19 protein-coding genes are annotated in these 17,380 nt (G+C 59.8%); 13 read left to right on the top strand and 6 right to left on the bottom strand.

Features of this window, described 5'->3' with window-relative positions; genetic code table 11:
* The first annotated feature begins 56 nt into the window (after nucleotides 1-56).
* From ACN2TU_RS03420 to ACN2TU_RS03400, 5 genes are read left to right on the top strand one after another with little or no spacing between them, the layout of a single operon-like run.
* Entirely contained in the window at nucleotides 57-497 is a 441-nt protein-coding gene (locus ACN2TU_RS03420) for a hypothetical protein (RefSeq protein ID WP_435152983.1), read from the top strand.
* A gap of 58 nt (nucleotides 498-555) precedes the next feature.
* A complete protein-coding gene (locus tag ACN2TU_RS03415; protein WP_435152981.1) occupies nucleotides 556-1,461 on the top strand; it encodes a rhomboid family intramembrane serine protease in 906 nt (301 codons plus the stop codon).
* Nucleotides 1,461-2,261 carry an endonuclease V gene (locus ACN2TU_RS03410; protein WP_435152979.1) on the top strand — a complete coding sequence of 267 codons (801 nt, stop codon included), beginning with the start codon at nucleotides 1,461-1,463 and terminating at the stop codon, nucleotides 2,259-2,261. Before ACN2TU_RS03415 ends, ACN2TU_RS03410 begins: the two co-directional genes overlap by 1 nt.
* 25 nt (nucleotides 2,262-2,286) lie before the next feature.
* A complete protein-coding gene (locus ACN2TU_RS03405) occupies nucleotides 2,287-3,138 on the top strand; it encodes an SDR family oxidoreductase (protein ID WP_435152976.1) in 852 nt (283 codons plus the stop codon).
* Nucleotides 3,135-4,460 carry a glycerate kinase type-2 family protein gene (locus ACN2TU_RS03400; protein WP_435152973.1) on the top strand — a complete coding sequence of 442 codons (1,326 nt, stop codon included), beginning with the start codon at nucleotides 3,135-3,137 and terminating at the stop codon, nucleotides 4,458-4,460. Before ACN2TU_RS03405 ends, ACN2TU_RS03400 begins: the two co-directional genes overlap by 4 nt.
* Before the next feature lie 74 nt (nucleotides 4,461-4,534).
* Here ACN2TU_RS03400 and ACN2TU_RS03395 read toward each other — a convergent pair whose 3' ends face one another.
* Both ACN2TU_RS03395 and ACN2TU_RS03390 read right to left on the bottom strand, forming a co-directional pair.
* Nucleotides 4,535-5,572 carry an ArsA family ATPase gene (locus ACN2TU_RS03395; RefSeq protein WP_435152970.1) on the bottom strand — a complete coding sequence of 346 codons (1,038 nt, stop codon included), beginning with the start codon at nucleotides 5,570-5,572 and terminating at the stop codon, nucleotides 4,535-4,537.
* 786 nt (nucleotides 5,573-6,358) lie between these two features.
* Nucleotides 6,359-7,459, bottom strand: a complete 1,101-nt coding sequence (locus ACN2TU_RS03390) for a pyridoxal phosphate-dependent aminotransferase (protein ID WP_435152968.1) — start codon at nucleotides 7,457-7,459, stop codon at nucleotides 6,359-6,361.
* Between the two features lie 74 nt (nucleotides 7,460-7,533).
* Between ACN2TU_RS03390 and ACN2TU_RS03385 the strand changes: the two genes are divergently transcribed.
* From ACN2TU_RS03385 to ACN2TU_RS03375, 3 genes are all read left to right on the top strand, one after another.
* Nucleotides 7,534-7,893: a nuclear transport factor 2 family protein gene (locus ACN2TU_RS03385; protein ID WP_435152966.1), complete on the top strand. Its 360-nt coding sequence runs from the start codon at nucleotides 7,534-7,536 to the stop codon at nucleotides 7,891-7,893.
* 70 nt (nucleotides 7,894-7,963) lie between these two features.
* On the top strand, nucleotides 7,964-8,467 hold the full coding sequence (locus tag ACN2TU_RS03380) for a CinA family protein (RefSeq protein ID WP_435152964.1): 504 nt from the start codon (nucleotides 7,964-7,966) through the stop codon (nucleotides 8,465-8,467).
* Between the two features lie 41 nt (nucleotides 8,468-8,508).
* A complete protein-coding gene (locus ACN2TU_RS03375) occupies nucleotides 8,509-8,985 on the top strand; it encodes a metal-dependent hydrolase (protein WP_435152961.1) in 477 nt (158 codons plus the stop codon).
* A gap of 20 nt (nucleotides 8,986-9,005) precedes the next feature.
* Here the strand turns inward: ACN2TU_RS03375 and ACN2TU_RS03370 are convergent, their stop codons facing one another.
* Nucleotides 9,006-9,740 (bottom strand): PHP-associated domain-containing protein, encoded by a 735-nt coding sequence (locus ACN2TU_RS03370; RefSeq protein ID WP_435153643.1) that lies wholly within the window; start codon nucleotides 9,738-9,740, stop codon nucleotides 9,006-9,008.
* Between the two features lie 109 nt (nucleotides 9,741-9,849).
* Here ACN2TU_RS03370 and ACN2TU_RS03365 point away from each other — a divergent pair, with 109 nt between their 5' ends.
* Genes ACN2TU_RS03365 through ACN2TU_RS03355 form a run of 3 tightly spaced genes read left to right on the top strand, consistent with a single transcriptional unit; the run spans nucleotide 9,850 to nucleotide 12,861 of the window.
* Nucleotides 9,850-10,485 carry an HAD family hydrolase gene (locus ACN2TU_RS03365; RefSeq protein WP_435152959.1) on the top strand — a complete coding sequence of 212 codons (636 nt, stop codon included), beginning with the start codon at nucleotides 9,850-9,852 and terminating at the stop codon, nucleotides 10,483-10,485.
* Between the two features lie 47 nt (nucleotides 10,486-10,532).
* A complete protein-coding gene (locus ACN2TU_RS03360) occupies nucleotides 10,533-10,844 on the top strand; it encodes a DUF7565 family protein (RefSeq protein ID WP_435152957.1) in 312 nt (103 codons plus the stop codon).
* A gap of 46 nt (nucleotides 10,845-10,890) precedes the next feature.
* Nucleotides 10,891-12,861 (top strand): AMP-binding protein, encoded by a 1,971-nt coding sequence (locus ACN2TU_RS03355; RefSeq protein WP_435152955.1) that lies wholly within the window; start codon nucleotides 10,891-10,893, stop codon nucleotides 12,859-12,861.
* Between the two features lie 86 nt (nucleotides 12,862-12,947).
* Here the strand turns inward: ACN2TU_RS03355 and ACN2TU_RS03350 are convergent, their stop codons facing one another.
* Both ACN2TU_RS03350 and ACN2TU_RS03345 read right to left on the bottom strand, forming a co-directional pair.
* Nucleotides 12,948-13,715: an aldo/keto reductase gene (locus ACN2TU_RS03350; RefSeq protein WP_435152953.1), complete on the bottom strand. Its 768-nt coding sequence runs from the start codon at nucleotides 13,713-13,715 to the stop codon at nucleotides 12,948-12,950.
* Between the two features lie 48 nt (nucleotides 13,716-13,763).
* Nucleotides 13,764-14,468 carry a hypothetical protein gene (locus ACN2TU_RS03345; protein ID WP_435152951.1) on the bottom strand — a complete coding sequence of 235 codons (705 nt, stop codon included), beginning with the start codon at nucleotides 14,466-14,468 and terminating at the stop codon, nucleotides 13,764-13,766.
* A gap of 131 nt (nucleotides 14,469-14,599) precedes the next feature.
* Between ACN2TU_RS03345 and ACN2TU_RS03340 the strand changes: the two genes are divergently transcribed.
* Both ACN2TU_RS03340 and ACN2TU_RS03335 read left to right on the top strand, forming a co-directional pair.
* A complete protein-coding gene (locus ACN2TU_RS03340) occupies nucleotides 14,600-14,917 on the top strand; it encodes a hypothetical protein (protein ID WP_435152949.1) in 318 nt (105 codons plus the stop codon).
* A 50-nt stretch (nucleotides 14,918-14,967) separates the two neighbouring features.
* On the top strand, nucleotides 14,968-16,407 hold the full coding sequence (locus ACN2TU_RS03335; protein WP_435152947.1) for a short-chain fatty acid transporter: 1,440 nt from the start codon (nucleotides 14,968-14,970) through the stop codon (nucleotides 16,405-16,407).
* 330 nt (nucleotides 16,408-16,737) lie between these two features.
* On the opposite strand, the gene ACN2TU_RS03330 is transcribed toward ACN2TU_RS03335, so the two are convergent.
* On the bottom strand, nucleotides 16,738-17,379 hold the full coding sequence (locus tag ACN2TU_RS03330) for a cupredoxin domain-containing protein (protein ID WP_435152945.1): 642 nt from the start codon (nucleotides 17,377-17,379) through the stop codon (nucleotides 16,738-16,740).
* Nucleotide 17,380: the final 1 nt, after the last annotated feature.

The following is a 17,380-nucleotide window of genomic DNA, read 5'->3' as shown; positions in this document are numbered from 1 at the left end:
CGTTTGACCGGCCGTAAACTGCTTTTAGGTGAACCCTCGAACTAGGCACAATTAGTATGGGTTCGCGCACTTCCGACGCAACGGCGACCGTGTCTCCGATGGTTCGAAACGAGACGATCAGCATCCTGTTGTTCGCCTCGGGGCTCGCACTGTTGACCCGTGGCATCGCCCCACCGTCCGCTGTCGATGGAATCGTGGGCCTGTTGGGAGTTCAGGTGAACTCCCTCACGGCTATCCTCGTGGCGTTCGCGTTCGTGGTAGCCGTCGCCCACGTGACCCATGGTGGGTCACCGCTGGACTGCTGGATTCTCACGACGGCACCGTGGGTCGGTCTCTTCCTCGCGGTGCCCGGCGGCGAGCAGGTGTCTGACCTTCGATTCGCGGCGGTGGAACCGTTCGGGGTCTGTCTCCTCGTCGGGACGATGTTGAGTGCGTTCGCGTATTTCACCGGACTCAGTGTTCCGATGCTCGTCGGCCGAAATCGAAGCCGAGCGTAACCGGCGACGGGCACGCTCACCCAAACCCATTTGACCTGTCGGTTCAAAAGTCGGAACAATGGCGCAATGCGACGAGTGTGGGGAGCACGAGAACATGCCGTACCAGTGTCGAATGTGCGGCAACACGTTCTGTGGCGACCACCGCCTACCGGAAAATCATTCGTGTCCGGGGCTGAACCAGTGGAACGACCCGAAAGGGGTCTTCGACAGTGGCTTCGACGATAGCGTGAACAACCAAAGCCGCAGTCGAAGTTTTGGCGTGGATACCAGTACGGGCGGGCCACTGGCGTACTTCCGCGGGAACATGACGTTCGTCTTCCTCGGCTTGATGTGGCTGACGTTTCTCTTCCAGTACGGTATCGTGCCGTTCCTGATTGGAATCCCGGCGTATTCGACCGAGTGGCTGAACATCTTTACGCTGAATACTGCACACCCCGAATACGTCTGGACGTGGTTCACGTCCATCTTCGCTCACGGCGGGTTCGGTCATATCGCCATCAACAGCCTCGTGCTGTACTTCTTCGGTCCCGTCGTCGAACGTCGTATCGGGAGCGAGAAGTTCACGGCCCTGTTCCTGATAACCGGCGCAATTTCCGGTCTCGCGCAGGTCTGGGCGACCATTCTCACCGAACCGGGCGTCTTGGTTCCCGTCCTCGGCGCGAGCGGTGCGATTGCGGCAATCATGGGCGTGTTGACGGTATTGAATCCGAACCTTCGCATCTACCTTTACTTCATCATCCCGATGCCGCTCTGGCTGGCGACGCTCGGCTTCGCCATCTACTCGGCGTTCACCAGCGTCCTCGGTGGTATCGGCGCGGGCGGCGTCGCACAACTCGCCCACCTGACGGGGCTCGGACTCGGCCTCCTCTATGGCGCGAAACTGAAGAAAGAAGGCGAGCGCGCCCCGCAACAGCTCGAATTCGGTGGCGGCGGACGCGGCGGCATGGGCGGTAAACGGTTCTAATGCGCGCCGTTCGTCCCGAATTCGCACCCGACGCGTCCCTCTCCCGCGAGGAGATGGAAGCGCTCCAGCACGAGGTGGCCGAAACCGCGATTTTCGAAGACCGGTTCGATTTCGACCCGAAGCGCGTTCGTGCCGGGCCTGTCGATGATGCTCAGTCGGAACTCCCAACCGGGAAAGCGGACGACGACCCGATTGTAGTCGGGGTTGACCAAGCCTTCGTCGGCGAGAAAGCAGTGAGTGCAATCGTCGCGGCCCGCGGCGGCGAGGTTATCGAACGAACCCACGCGGTGGTCGAGACCGAGATTCCGTACATTCCCGGCTTGCTGTCGTTTCGGGAGGGTACTGCGATTTTGCGGGCGTTCGAGCGACTTTCCCTCGAACCCGACCTCGCCATCGTGGACGGAAGCGGTCGAATCCACTACCGGGAGGCCGGTATCGCCACACACATCGGCGTCATGCTCGACCTGCCCGCGATTGGCGTGGCGAAAAACCTCCTCTGTGGAAAACTGCACGACCCGCTACAGGGCCACATGCGCAAAGGCGAGCGCGTTCCGGTTCTCGCGAACGAGCGCGTCAGCGCACCTGACGGGACGGTTATCGGATATGCGCTTCAATCGCGCCAGTACGACAACCCCGAAAAGCGCCACGTCAATCCCCTGTACGTCAGCCCCGGCCATCGCGTGAGCGCCGAGACGACTGCAGACCTCGTCTGGCAACTCTGTGCGGGGTACAAACTTCCGGAACCGACACGACGTGCGGACGCCTACGCTGACGAGGTGAAGGAAACCGTTGGTTCTTAGCCACCCCCGTTCGAAAGAAGGGCCAATGACTGAGACTGTGCTGATTACGGGTTGCTCGTCGGGAATCGGTCGGGAAACCGCGCTCTCCTTCCTCGCGGACGGATGGGACGTGTACGCGACCGCTCGCAACCCCGCGGATATCGAAACGCTCGGCGAGAAAGGCTGCAACATCGCTACCTTGGACGTAACCGAAGACGACGATATCGAGCGCGTCGTCTCCGAAATCGTGGACGACCACGGCCACATCGACTGCCTCGTCAACAATGCGGGCTACGCTCAACCAGGTCCGGTCGAGGACGTACCGATAGAACAGGTTCAGGCGCAGTTCGACGTGAACGTGTACGGCCCGCTTCGCCTCGTCCGGGAAGCCCTTCCGCACATGCGGGAACGTGGCAAAGGAACCATCATCAACGTCTCCAGCGCGGTGGGGCGTGTCTCGGTTCCAGGGATGGGTATCTACAGCGGGTCGAAGTTCGCGCTGGAAGGTATCTCCGACGCGCTTCGGTCGGAAGTCGACGAGTACGATGTCGATGTGGTGTTGGTCGAACCCGGCCCGGTCGATACGCAGTTCTACGACCGCGCGAACGGCGAAATCGAGGGTGTCGAACGCTCCGGTGCCTACGAACGATATTACGAGATGTACGGCGACCGACAGGCGATCGACGGCGGCATGCCCGGCGCAGTTCATCCGAAGGAAGTTGCCGACACGATTCTCGATTCGGCAAACGTCCAACACCCGAAGGCTCGGTATCCGGTCGGAACCGTGGCGGAACTCACCGACTACGCCCGCATCCTTCCCGCCGAATGGCTGGATAAAGTGTACGGGACGGTTTCCAACCTCACGTCCAGTGACTGGGCGAAGAAGCTCCTCGGATGATTTCGAACCGGGAAGCGCTCGCCACCACGCCCGCTCGCGAAACCGCACTGGCGTGTATCAAGGCGGGTATCGAAGCCGCTCACCCGAACACCGTTATCCGGGAAGCGGTAGAACTGGACGAGGATACCGACACCCTTCGAGTCGAAAATCGAGAGTACGACCTCTCGGAGTTCGACGAAATCGTCGTCCTCGGCGGCGGAAAGGCTGCTGCGCAGGTCGCAGCCGCACTGGAATCGCTGCTCGGCGATCACATCGACCGCGGAGCAGTCGTGACCAACGACTCCGAAGAAACCACGCGAATCGAGGTGCTACCCGGCGACCATCCCGTCCCGAGCGAGCGAGGCGTCGAGAGCACCCGGCGGGTGCTCGAACTCGCCGATTCCGCGGACGAAAACACGCTCGTTCTTGCGGCCATCACGGGCGGTGCAAGCGCGCTTCTACCTGCACCTGCGGAGGAAATCTCGCTGACCGATATACAGTCGGTCACTCGTAATCTCCTCGATTCGGGCGCAGACATCGACGACATCAATGCGGTCAGGAAACACTGCTCCGCGCTAAAGGGCGGACAACTCGCGCAAAAAGCAGCCCCCGCGACCGTCGTCGGCCTGCTGTTCAGCGACGTTGTCGGTGACAGTCCCGGCGTTATCGGAAGCGGGCCGACCGCGCCGGACGAAACGAGTTTCGCAGACGCTATCTCCGTTCTCGACCGATACGGCGTGGAATCGGACGAGGCGTCGGCGATTCGAACGCGATTGGAGCGCGGAAATAACGGAGAACTGCCGGAAACTCCCGACGCGGACGATTCGATTTTCGACCACGTCACGAACCACGTTTTGGCGACGACCTTCACCGCCCTCGATGCAGCACGCGAGACGGCGAAGCGACGTGGGTACGATGCGACGATTCTCTCCTCTCGGGTTCGGGGTGAAGCACGGGAATCGGTGAAAACGCACGTCGCCATCGCGGAGGAGATACTCGCAACCGGAAATCCGAGTTCCCCGCCAGCGGTTCTGTTATCGGGCGGCGAGACGACCGTTTCGGTTCGGGGAGATGGCTCGGGCGGCCCGAATCTGGAGTTCACACTCGGCGCGCTTCTCGAACTCGATGGAGAAATCACGGTCGCGAGCGTCGATACCGACGGAAAGGACGGCAGCACCGATGCCGCAGGCGCGCTGGTGGACGGGGAACTATCGACAGCAGGCGGTCAGGAAGCACTTCGGGAAAACGACTCCCACCGATTTTTGGATTCCGTCGGCGCACTCATCGAAACCGGAGCGACCGGAACGAACGTAAACGACCTCCGAATTCTCGTGGTCGAATAACCCCACTACAGAGACGTCGAAAAACAGATTCCGGATCGGAATTACGTTATCACGGGTTACGCTCCCGTTGAACCTTACTCCAGGCAGGCGGCGACGACTCGCAGCATTTCCTCGCCCCGCACCTCGTCGGCGAACAAGGGAACGCGCTTGATGTCGTGGCCGCGGAACACGTCCTGTGCTTCCCGCAGCGCACCCTGTTGGACGTCCCATCGCTTCTGGCAGAACTCACAACTGTCGAGATTCGGCGTGACGAACTGACTCGAATCGACGGCAGGTGTCACCTCGGCCAGATTCTCCATCACGCGATTGACGACCACGGTTCCAACGGGGATGTCGAAGTCGTCCAACTGCGCGAGCAGTCGCTTGGATTCGAACACGCTCATCTCCTCGGGAATCATCACGACGCGGAAATCCGTCTTGGATGGGTCGCGGAGGGTCGTTCGGAGGCGTTCGATTTGGGCTTTCATCGCGTCGAGGTCGTCGGTTCCTTCCACAGGGTCGTCTCCGCCGCCGAACATCCCCTTCACGCCGTCCATCATGCCCTGCAATTGTTGGCGGAGCGACACCATCCGGCCCATCATCGTATCCATGATTTCGGGCAGTTCGAGCAATCGAAGCGTATGCCCGGTTGGGGCGGTATCGACAACGACGCGGTCGAATCGGCCGTCATCCAGGAATTCGATGAGTTTCTGCATCGCGGCGGCCTCGTCCGCCCCCGGCATCGCACCGCCGAGCAGGGACGCCATCGGTCCGTCCTCCTCGTCGCCAAGCATTCCACCCAGCGGGCTGTCGCCGCCGAGCATTCCGGCTTGGTCTTCCAGCGCCGCGTCCGGGTCGATTTCCGCGGCGTACAGCGGAATTTCCTCCCGGATTCGCGTCGCTTCTGCCGGAATCTCACGTTCGAACGTATCCGAGAGCGAGTGCGCCGGGTCGGTCGAAACGACCAGCGTCCGGGTTCCGTCACGAGCGCTCGCAAGCCCAGTTGCGGCAGCACAGGTCGTCTTGCCGACACCCCCCTTGCCACCGTACAGTACGTACTCCGGTGCCTCGATACCCGCCGGAACGTCCCCCTCGTCGATGCGTTCGACGGCCTCCACGTCGATTTCGGCCATGATGAGGGGTATCGGGCGGAGGTTTGTGTACCTTCTGTATCTCTCGCCGTTGGGTGAGTCGTGTGAGAGTGGCGTGTAGTAGCGCCGACTTCACCGAAACCACATCCGTGACAGATCGTTTTCGGGAACTGCGAATTTTATTCGAGGTGTTGCTCGCAACTCACGACAACTAATACCGCCTCCGCAGTTTCCCCATTCCTCCCCGCCAGCGCGGGAGTGCATTCGCGGCTCGCTTCGTTCGTCGCTCAAGTGGACGCGCTGGCACATACATGTGACTAAGCCGTCAGGCGACGTGGCGCATGCTGGGCACGAGTCTGAGGACTTCACGTCCGAAGACTCGTGTTGAAGTCGCCCGAGGTCTTCGTGAGCGAACGCGAGCGAATGGCTCGTCGGAGTATGCCTCTGACGGTGGATGAGTACCGGAGCGAACGAATGTGAGTGAGGAACGCAGTCGATTGGGGAGGGCGTGGCGAGCGGCAACGCCGCGAGCAGGCGGTGCGGAGGCGGTTTCATCGGAGTCGTGATTCGTTCAAAAACACTGGAAAGCACCCTGAGCGAGCAACAGCGATTTCCGAACCAGTACAAATCCCGGTACTCCCCGTCAATCACACCCGAGAGTTCAAATACGAAGCCGAGACCAACCCCGGTGGACGTTTCCGGTCGGCAAACGCAAAATCCCCAAAACGCGTCTCAGACCGACAGTCTGTCTAACCCACCGTGCTGAGCTCTGATGGGTGCGCCAATTCAGAGTGGCGATGGATCAAAGAAATTCCTTCGAACCCGCCACTATTCGAAGTAGTCGGCGAGTCGCTCCGCCGCCTCCTCCACTCGTGGCGACACCAGCGCAAACCGAACCCAGTCGTCACGCGACGAGCCGAATGCTTCACCCGGCATGCCAGCCACGCCTCCCTCGTCGATGAGTTTCTCCACGTTGGAGAGCGTGCCGGGGAAGTCGGGGAAGCGCGCCATGACGTAGAACGCCCCGTCTGGTTGCGAGTAGTCCGCACCTGCGGCATCCAGGGCATTGGTAAAGGTCTCGACGCGCGATTCGAGCAGTCGGCGATTTTCATCGTAGTAATCCAGCGTGGTTTCGCGGAGTGCGTGGAGCACGGCGTACTGCGCCGGACGACTCGTCGCCACGTTCGTCAGCATATGCCGAGTCTTCGCCACGTCCACGAGTTCCGGCGGGAAGATGGCGTAGCCGACCCGGAAGCCGGTGATTGCGAGCGTTTTGGAAAACGAGTTCGTCACGATTCGATTGTCGGAGTCGAACGAGAGCGCGCTGGTGAACTTCCCGGAGAAGTCGAAGTGGTCGTACACCTCGTCGCTAATGAGCAGCGCGTCGTACTCCTCGGCGATACTGACGAGTTCGCGCATCGTCTCCTCGTCGTACACCGCACCCGTCGGATTGTTCGGCGAGTTCACGACGATTCCAGCGGTGTTCTTGTTCGCCTGTTCACGAACCGCGTCGGGGGCGAGCGTGCCGTCAGTCTCGGTAGCCACGAACCGTGCCGTCGCGCCGAGCATCTTCGTTTTCCCGGGATAGTAAGGATACACTGGATCGGTCAGGATGAATTCGTCGCCGGATTCCCGCTCCATTGCCCGAGCCATCGCCAGATAGTTCGCCTCGCCGCCGCCGCAGGTCACGATGACCTGTGATCTGTCAACATTGCGGCGGGCGGCGATTTCCTCGCGCAGTTCGAGCAGACCTTCGCTCGGCGGGTATTGGAAATCAGCACCGCCGAGGTCGGCATACTCGTGAAGCCCCTCGGAAATTCCTGGTGGCGACCCCCAATCGGGGTTTCCACTGACCATGTCGATTACATCGCGCTCGGCGTCCATCGCATACGACATCACGTGGAAGAACAACGGCGTATCGTAGTCCATACCGAGGGGTCGCAGTGCTGGCAAGTCTTTCTTTCGCCCGAACTCATTAGCCACCGGAAATCGCAATTTGCGGTATGCAAACGATAGTCAATCCGGATGCAGTTCGGTCGTACTACGACTATATCGACGCAGAAGCGTACGAAGACGTGTTCGCCCTCTTCGCGGAGGATATCGTTTACGAGCGACCGGGCCAACCGCCGCTTTCCGGCATGCCCGAGTTCCGCGAGTTCTACCTTAAAAATCGACCACTCGAAGACGGGAAACACGAAATCGAGCAGGTAGTCGTCGGCGACGATACCGTCGCCGTTCGGGGCCGATTCAGCGGAGTCCAGGACGGGAAGCGCGTTTCGTTCGGCTTTTCGGACTTCCACCGGTTCGATGCGGATGGCAAGATAACAGAGCGCACCACGTACACCGACCGCGATACGGTCTGACTGCGGAGACTATTGACGTATACTGCAATCGACCCGTACATTCTTTCTCACTCGTGGCGTTTTCTCTCCCATGAGCACCGATTCCGCGCCAATCGAGCGCCGACTTGGGGACGTCCTCCGTGATGCGGGCGCGACCATCGCAACCGCAGAATCCTGTACGGGCGGTCTCATCGGGTCGTTACTGACGGACATATCGGGGTCGAGTGATTACTTCGACCGCGGGTTCGTTACGTATTCGTACGATGCGAAGATGGAACACCTCGGCGTCACGCGCGAAGCACTGGACGAGCACGGTGCAGTGAGCGACCCGGTGGCCCGACAGATGGCCCGCGGCGTACGCGATGTCGCCGGAACGACGTGGGGTGTCGCGACGACCGGTATCGCAGGGCCGACGGGGGGGACACCGGAAAAGCCGGTGGGAACCGTCTTCATCGGAGTAGCCTTCGCTGACGAGTGGGAAAGCGGCGGGAGCTACGCGGTCGTCGAACGCTACGAGTTCGACGGAACGCGGGAGGAAATCAAAACGCAAATCGCTCGACAGGCGCTCGCCGACGTTCTCGCAGAACTGAGCTGAAAGGGAAAACCTTGATATTGCAGGGTGGGACGTGCAACCGAATGAATCGGAAAGAGCACGTCCTCAACGCCGCACTTCTGGCTATCGGACTTGGGTACGTTCTGCATCCGTCCGGCGATACGACGACGTTTTATACCATCATCGAGGTTGGAGTTCCCGTCATCCTCGGAGCACTCTTTCCCGACGTGGATACCGCCTTTGGCAAGCATAGAAAGACCCTTCATAACCTTCCGGTGCTTGGGCTGTTCTACGTCTTCCCGATGGTGTTCGGCAACCTCGAATTCGTCTGGATAGGCGTGTTGACCCATTACGCGCTCGATATGCTCGGGAGCAAACGCGGGCTCGCGTGGTTCTACCCGTACGAAAAGGAGTTCGGGGCACCGTTCGGTGTTTCGGTGAGTAGCAAACACGCGAGTATGGTCACGCTCCTCGTCACGGCGTTCGAGATCAGTGTCGCCGCTCTCTTCGTCCACCGGCAGTTTGTCGTGGATGCGAGCCTCTCAGCAATCGGGGTCTAACACGATACGGATTCATAGATTCAGTAGACGCTCACGTCGTCGAACCGGCCTTCATACGCGTCACGATCCGGGTGAGTCGGCTCCATTCCGGAGAGCACTAAGCGATGGAACTTTCCCCACGTATTCTCCCAGCCGAGGTGTGCGAACTCCGCTCGCCGTCGGAGTTCGTGGCCGCGCCCGGTACGATGGACGACGCGCATAATGCCCCCATCTCGGATTCGCTCGACCAGTTCTGCGGCGGTTTTGACGTGCGTGTCGAGCGTGCTCCACGCCTCGCCGACGCTTTGGCGAATATGTGCGTACGACGACCCGAAGGCTTGTTTGTCGGTGTCCTCGACGATTTCTTTCGCTCGATGGTTGTGTCGTCTGAGTTGTTTCGGGTTGTACGTTTCGACGGCGTGAACGACATCGCCGTGGACGCGAATGTCCGCTTCGGAAAGACCAACGTTCAAAAATTCAGGGTGAGGAATCAAGACGGCGGCACTTTGACGGTCGAGTTCCCGTATCGTCCCCGTAAGCGAGATGAAATCCGGAACGGGCTCGGTTAGCCCCACCGCGAGAACGTGCTTGCGGTTGCGCCACGTCCCGGTGAACACTTCACGTGCAGGGACGACGAGCAGTTCGTCGTCCGAAAACAGCTCTGCCTGCCGACGTATCTCCGGAAGGCGGACGAAATGCGGTGCGTACACCAGCGCATCGAGCCCACGTTTTTTTGCTCGTTGGACGACCTGTTCGTCCAGCACTTTCACGTGCATATCGACACGAAACTCGTCGCGGTCGGTCACGCCGTACTCTTCTGAGGGTCGGACGATAGTGGTTCTGGTTTCAGGAGCTAGAAGTAGCATTGGGCGAAATTTCATCCTGATGACCGCTCTGTACTTCGACCTCGACGGGACGGTGGCCCATCACACGATTTCGTTCGAAACGATGTTCGAGCGTGCGCGACGAGAAGTGAACGTCCCCGATTACGATGGGCTCCATAACACTTATGTGTCGAGTTTCCTCGACTATTTCGGGAATTGTCATTCGAAACCGTACCGGGCCGCGTTGGACGACCTTTGTGACGAGTTCGATATCGATATCGACGGTGAAACGTTCGCCGCCGCGCTCATCGAAACCGAATTGGAACACACCGAAGTCACCGACGGTGTGCACGAACTGCTCGCGTCGCTCGCAAACGACCATGTCCTCGGTATACTGACGAACGGTGCAGAACACGTCCAACGGGCGAAACTGGAACGACACGATCTCGACTCGTATTTCGATGCGACCGTCGTGTCCTGTGCGGTCGGCGTCGGCAAACCCGAACAAGGGATTTTCGAGATTGCGAGAGATGAACTGTCAGGAGACGAGTTCGTTTTCGTCGCGGACGACCTCGAACGCGATGTCCTTCCGGCCCAACGAGCAGGATTTACCGGGGTTTTGCTGTCGGAATCGGTGGATTCACGGGCTGAAATCTGCATTGAGGCGCTTTCGGATGTCCGGAGTATCGTCGGCTGACAAGCAGGAAAAGGTTTTATCATCGGGATTACAGAGTCAACACAAGAATGCCCGCCTGGGAATGTGACATCGACGGCTGTGGCGAACGGTTCGACAGCGTCGAGAACGCCATCGTCCACCAGACGACGGAGCACGAGCGCAGGGAGTGCAAGGTGTGCGGGACGGTCGTACCGGACGGCTATTTCGCCATCCGCCACGCCTTCGAAGAGCACTCGCGCGCGGAGTACGTCCGCGCGTACGACGCCGATTCGAGCGACGTTCGGTCGCGAGAGCGAATCCGAGATGAAATCGAAGAGTCCGCGGATCTCCAACACGTGGTCGAACGGCTCGACGAAGTGAAGGGCACCGAACTCCCGTAGCGGGACGAAGTAAACTATTTTGAGGCGGGTGGTCAATCGTTGGCATATGGATACGCTTGCGGACGTAAACGAAATCGTCCACGAACCCTCCGAGGAATTCGTGGAGTCCACGAACGTCTGGCAGTTCATGCAGGAACACGACATCGCGGACTACGACGAACTCATCGAGAGAACCTGTGGAGAGGTCGATTGGTTCTGGGATGAACTGGTCGACTATCTCGGTATCGAGTTCTACGAGGACTACGACACGGTTCGAGACGACACCGACGGGCCACAGTTTTCCGACTGGTACCCCGGCGGGAAAATCAATATCGCACATAACACGCTCGACCGTCACGCGCGAACCGACAGTCCGAACCGGAACAAAGTGGCCTGCATCTGGGAAGGCGAACCGGGTGACGTTCGGGAGATTACGTACCACGAACTCCACCGCGAGTCGAACAAAGTAGCTAACGCGCTGGAAGAGCGCGGTATCGGGACGGGCGACACTGTCGGTCTCTACATGCCGATGGTTCCGGAAGTCAATTCGATTCTGTACGGTATTTTCAAGGTCGGCGCCGTTGCGGTGCCCATCTTCTCCGGATTCGGCACCGATGCGACCGCAACGCGCATCGAAGATTCCGAATGTTCGGTGCTGTTCACCGGCGACGGCTTCTACCGCCGTGGAAGCGACATCGTCCTGAAAGACACGGCCGACGAGGCGATAGAAGCGGTCGGCCACGTCGAACACACTATCGTCTACGAACGGTTGGGGTCGGACGCGGATATTCCGTGGAACGACGAACGCGATGAACGCTGGGACGAGGCAGTTCTGACACAGGACGACGAGTACGAGACGAAGGAACTGGATGCCAGCGACGAGTCCATGCTGTTGTACTCCTCGGGGACGACGGGGAAACCGAAAGGTATCGTCCACACGCACGCCGGGCAGTTGCTGCAGTGTGCGAAGGAGATTTACTTCGGCTTCGACCACAAGGATTCGGATCGCTTTTTCTGGGTCTCCGACATCGGCTGGATGATGGGCCCGTGGACGCTCATCGGAAACCACGCCTTCGGCGGCACCGTCTTCATGTACGAAGGCGCGCCGGACTACCCGGAACCGGACAGGTTCTGGGAGATGATAGACCGTCACGGTCTGACGACGTTCGGTATCTCCCCGACCGCGATTCGAGCGCTCCGGCAGTACGGCGACGAATGGCTCGACGACCACGACCTTTCGTCGCTTCGCCTGCTCGGTTCGACGGGCGAACCGTGGGACCCCGAATCGTGGCAGTGGTTCTACGAAAACGTCGGCGGCGGCGAAGCACCAATCATCAACATCTCTGGCGGCACCGAAATCTGTGGCTGTTTCCTCATGCCGATGCCGATTCAGTCGCTCAAACCCTGTACTCTCGGCGGGCCGGGACTCGGTATGGACATCGACATCGTGAACACGCAGGGCGAATCCATCATGGACTCCCACGAACGCGGCTACCTCGTTGCACGTGATTCCTGTCCGAGCATGACCAAATCGCTCTGGTCGGGCGACGAACGCTATCTGAACACGTATTGGTCTACCTTCGAGGACATGTGGAATCACGGCGACTGGGCGCAGAAGGACGAGGACGGCTTCTGGTTCCTCCACGGACGCTCCGACGACGCCATCAACGTGGCTGGCCGGAAAGTCGGCCCCGCCGAAGTCGAAGGCGCGCTCATGGATCACGAGGGGGTAAATCAGGCCGCCGCAGTCGGCGTGCCGGACGACACAACCGGACAGGCCGTCGTCACATACGTCATCCTCGAACCGAACGTAACGGTCAGCGACGACCTTCGTGCGGAACTGCGCGAACAGGTCGGCGACGAACTCGGCAAACCGTTCCGCCCCCGCGAAATCCTGTTCGTGGACGAGTTCCCGAAAACCCAGTCGGGCAAAATCATCCGCCGGGCCATCGAAGCCAGTTACACGGGCGAGGATTTGGGCGATATGAGCAGTATCGAAAACCCGGATTCGCTCGACAAACTCGAAAAGGCGAAGTAGGAAAGTCGAAGGTCAGAGCGTCGAAAGCCGAAAACCGAACGGAGACGATTCAGCCGTCGTCGGCGGCTGAATCGCACGCTCTTTCCTTATTCGAACAGTTTCTTTTCGCGGTCGATGCCGTCGATTTGCGCCATATCCTCCGACGAGAGTTCGATGTCGGCCGCGGCCAAATTCTGGCGGAGGTGGTCGTCGCTGTTCGAGCGCGGAATCGGAACCGCGCCTTGCTCCACGAGCCACGCAAGGGCAATTTGTGATTCCGTCGCGTCGTGTTTCCCGGCGAGGTCAGTCAGTTCCGGCAGGTTGAACACTTCACCTTGTGCGATTGGCGAGTACGCAACGAGGTTCGTATCGTGACGACGAGCGTGGGAGAGGAGTTCGGCCTGCCGAAATAGGGGGTGCATCTCGACCTGATGGGCGAAAATAGGTGCGTCGAGAACGTCGCGCGCGGTGTCGAGTTCCGAGGGTGTGAAGTTGCTCACGCCGACGTGCCGAATTCGTCCCTGCTCGTGCAGTGCGTCGAAGGCCGGAAGCGTCTCATTGGGGTCGTAGGCGTCGATCGGTCGGTGAACGTAGAGCAGATCGACGGATTCCAAGCCGAGTTTGTCGAGGCTGGTTTCCGTGCTCACGAGCACGTCGTCGGGTGCGAGGCTATCCGCCCAAACTTTTGTGGCGACGAAGAGGTCTTCTCGCGGCACGTCGGCGAGTTCGATTCCTCGCCTGACGACTTCTTCGTTGTCGTAAATCTGTGCGGTGTCGAGGTGTCGATAGCCCATCTCGATGGCGCTGGCGATTCGCTGGGGCTCATCGATTCCCATTGTCCCGAGTCCGATGTCCGGAAGCGTGTTGGTCGGCATGACGGAGGATTCACGGGGCGGGAACCTAACCGATGTGGTTCCCGAAACTCACAGACGAACGTCGTCCAGCGCGATATCCGAGTCTTCCGGCGAGTCGTCGGTATCGCGGACGGAGAACGTACCGGTCTTGGCCGTGTCGAGGACGATTTCGGCACCGGCAGCGAGAGGTGCGACGATTCCGGCAGCGACCGCTCGCGGGTCGGAGAGCGGTGCACGAACGACGACGGAGTCGCCGGGGTCGAGTTCCCATCGTTCCGATACCCGTTCGCCTGCGGCGAGTAGTTCCCCGTGGGATACGTCCGTTTTTCCGGTCAGTGCGACCGTTTCCGGTGAGATGGGGGTTTCGGGGAACGTTGGATTTTCGCTCCACACGTCGGTTTCGAAGTGCGAAACGTTGGGGTCAGTCGGTGGTGTACCGTACGCGACACGTTGGCCGCCCGGCGGCAGTTCGTAGTCACTTACAGCCTCGGTTGGCGCGAGCAGTGCCCGAGCATCGATTTCTCTTAGCGGGTCGAATCTGACGGCAGATCCGAGGAGGGTTGCACCGAGGAAGCCGAGGATGGGTTGGGCGGAGGCCGACGTGACGATGCCGACCGTGACACCTTCTCGAATACCGAGATGGCGAAGGAAGTTCCCCGTCTTCCAGGCAGTCGTACAGAGGCGATGGTAGTCGTACCTCCCTGAATCGGGAACTGCCAGCGCCGGGTCGTCGCTCCGTCGCTCGCGAGCGACGAGATCGCCGAGTGCGTTCATGCCGAATCTCGTTCCGTTGCGCGCAAAAGTCCGACGGTTCGTTTGGTCGCCACACTTATTAAAATTGTCTAACTATTTTGTGAGGGGCACTCACAAACAAATATGCTGGCCGCCACGAATTGGCCGATTGAATGTCCTCATTTCTCGAATCGCTCTCATCGAAACTGCGGCGTTACGCCAAACAGTTCTTCGCACATCTCGTATTCGTCGTCACCACTGTCGCCGTCGTCGCACCGATTATCGTCGGGACGGGTACCGCGCTCATTTGGCTCGGAATCGAAAAGTTGGCGCTCGTCGGATGGATGTTGCCGGTTTATTTCGCCGTCGGATTTTTTCTTTGGATGTTCCAGTTCGCCGTTCTCAGACGAGCGATACTCGCGTGGGGAACCGTTGTCCACTATCTCCTGCTCGGACGCGAACCGGAATCCGGACGAAGGGTTCATCACTGAGCCATCTGGCAACGTTTATATTTCATTGCTAGACACACTCTGTCGAAGCCATGGCAAACGTAATTCGAAAAATGGCGGAAGGAAGTTCTCGAATCGTCGAGCGCTACCTTCCGGACGCATTTCTGTTCGCAATCATCCTCACGCTCGTCGCGTACGGGCTAGCATTTTTCACAGTTGACCCACAGGCCGGGTCTCTCAAACACGCTGAGAACATCCTCGTCACTGGATGGTACGGCGGATTCTGGGGACTGCTCACCTTCGCGATGCAGATGACGCTCATCCTGATGACCGGCTACGGACTCGCGAAGACTGACTTCGTGGACGGGTTACTGACCCGTGCGGCGGCCATTCCGTCCAGCGAACGGAGTGCTGTCGCGTTCGTTCCCATCGTTGCCGCACTCGCGTCGTTCGTTCACTGGGGACTCGGCCTGGTCGTCGGGGGAATCTTCGCCCGAAAGGTGGCCGAGGAGATTCGAACCATCGACTTTCCCATCATCGTTGCTGGCGCGTACTCCGGATTCATCGTCTGGCACGGCGGCCTGGCGGCGTCGATTCCGCTGAATCTGAACTCGACTGAAGGAGACGGGAACTTCCTCATCGCGAGCGGCGTTCTCAACGAGACGATCGGGACCAGCCAGACGATTTTCACGACGGCGAACCTCGTCCTGTTCGTCGTGGTCGGCCTCGTTTTCCTTCCGATTCTGTTCGTCTTGATGTACCCCGAAAGTGACGAGAAAAAGCGAACGATAGACCCCGCAAAACTCGAAACTGCGGCCGACGGAGGCGAGACGGAATCCGGAGGGAAAATGGTTGCCACCACCCAGACGACGTTCGCAGACCGAATCGAACATTCGGCTTTCGTCGCATGGATCATCGGTCTCGGTGGATTGCTGGCCGTTCTCGGCTACTTCTGGCGTGGTATCGCGGACGGGACGATGCCGTGGAACAACCTCAATCTGAACATCGTCAATTTCACGTTCCTTTTCCTTGGGTTGGTTCTCCACGGCACGCCCGCCGCCTACATCGGTGCGATGAAGGAAGCGGTCGAGAACGTCTGGGGAATCATCCTCCAGTTCCCGTTCTACGCCGGTATCATGGGAATCATGGGCTACGCACCCGAGGGTTCGACCAGCCTCGCCACGCAAATCGCACAGGGAATGGTGCAAGTGTCACCCGATGGAACGCTCCCAGCGGTGGCGTTTCTCACCGCGGGCGTCGTCAACTTCTTCGTCCCCAGCGGCGGCGGCGAGTGGGCAGTCGTCGGCGAAACGCTCGTGACGGCCGCACAAACCAGCGGCACCAGCGTTCCCCGCGTCGCCATGGCTGCCGCGTGGGGCGACGCGTGGACGAACATGATTCAACCCTTCTGGGCCATCCCGCTCCTCGCAATCAGCGGTCTCTCGGTCCGTGACATCATGGGCTACTGCGTGCTCGTCCTACTCGGAAGCGGAGTCATCATCGCAGTCGGAATCACCGTCCTTCCGATGTAGAACCAGCTTTTACCACGGTCGAGCGGCAGGGCCAGCGCGAATCGCGTTGGCTCTGCCCGTCTCCCTGTAAAAGCTGAACCAAAAGCACTCCTCGTTCCCGGTGGTCGCTCGTCGGCCCACTCGTTCGTCGTTACACTCCTCACTCGCGGAGAGTGTGCTGGCAGTCGAGCGGGTATGTGAATTCCGATTCTGACGGTTGTGTAACTCGCTGACTTCTGCTGTCAGTGAGAATTCGAGGAACAATTGTGGGAGTGTGGATTGTCGATTTCCGGCGGTTGGTCAACCTGCCAACCGCGCCCTCCTCTGTCGGTCGTCGTGCGCTTTTCTCGTTTAGTCGTTTCGCCGGAGCAGGTAGCCCAGTCCCGCGATACTGCCGAGTGCGGCAAGGAACCCGAATCCCGGCAGACTGTCGCCGTCGGTCGTCGTATCCGTGGTCGTTGTATTCGTCGGGTTCATCGACGTCGTGGTCGTTCGAATCGGCGTCGTGGTCGTCGCAATCGTCGAGGTTGTCGTGGGTGTGGTCGTGGCGGTCGTATTGTTGGTTCCGTTCATCGTCGTGGTCGCCGTGGTCGTCGGCTGCTTCACGACGATTTTCCCACGCATCGTCTCCTCATCGACTTGGGAGAAGTAGGTCGCCATCGCCGGTTTCGCGGTGAATTCGAGCGTCTGAACCTGCCCCTTCGTACTCACGACTTCGGTTTCCTCCATCACGTTGCCCTGCCCGTCCGCGATGGCGATGTTGTGCGGGTTTCCATCCGCGTTCTCCCATGCGATGACGTACTTTCTCCCGGCCACCATCTGAATAGTCGGATTCGTCTTGTCGGCAATCGGTTCGGGAGAGCGGCCGACCCACCCCGACAGCTGGCCGCCCAGTTCGAACGTCGCTGCTTGCCCTTGCGCGACGCCAACCAACGCGCTCGCTCCGACCACCGTCTGAATAAACCGTCTGCGGGAGAACTCAACGTGAGACATT

It is taken from the genome of Haladaptatus marinus, assembly GCF_051194195.1.
This window is presented reverse-complemented; position numbering and strand designations above follow the sequence as displayed.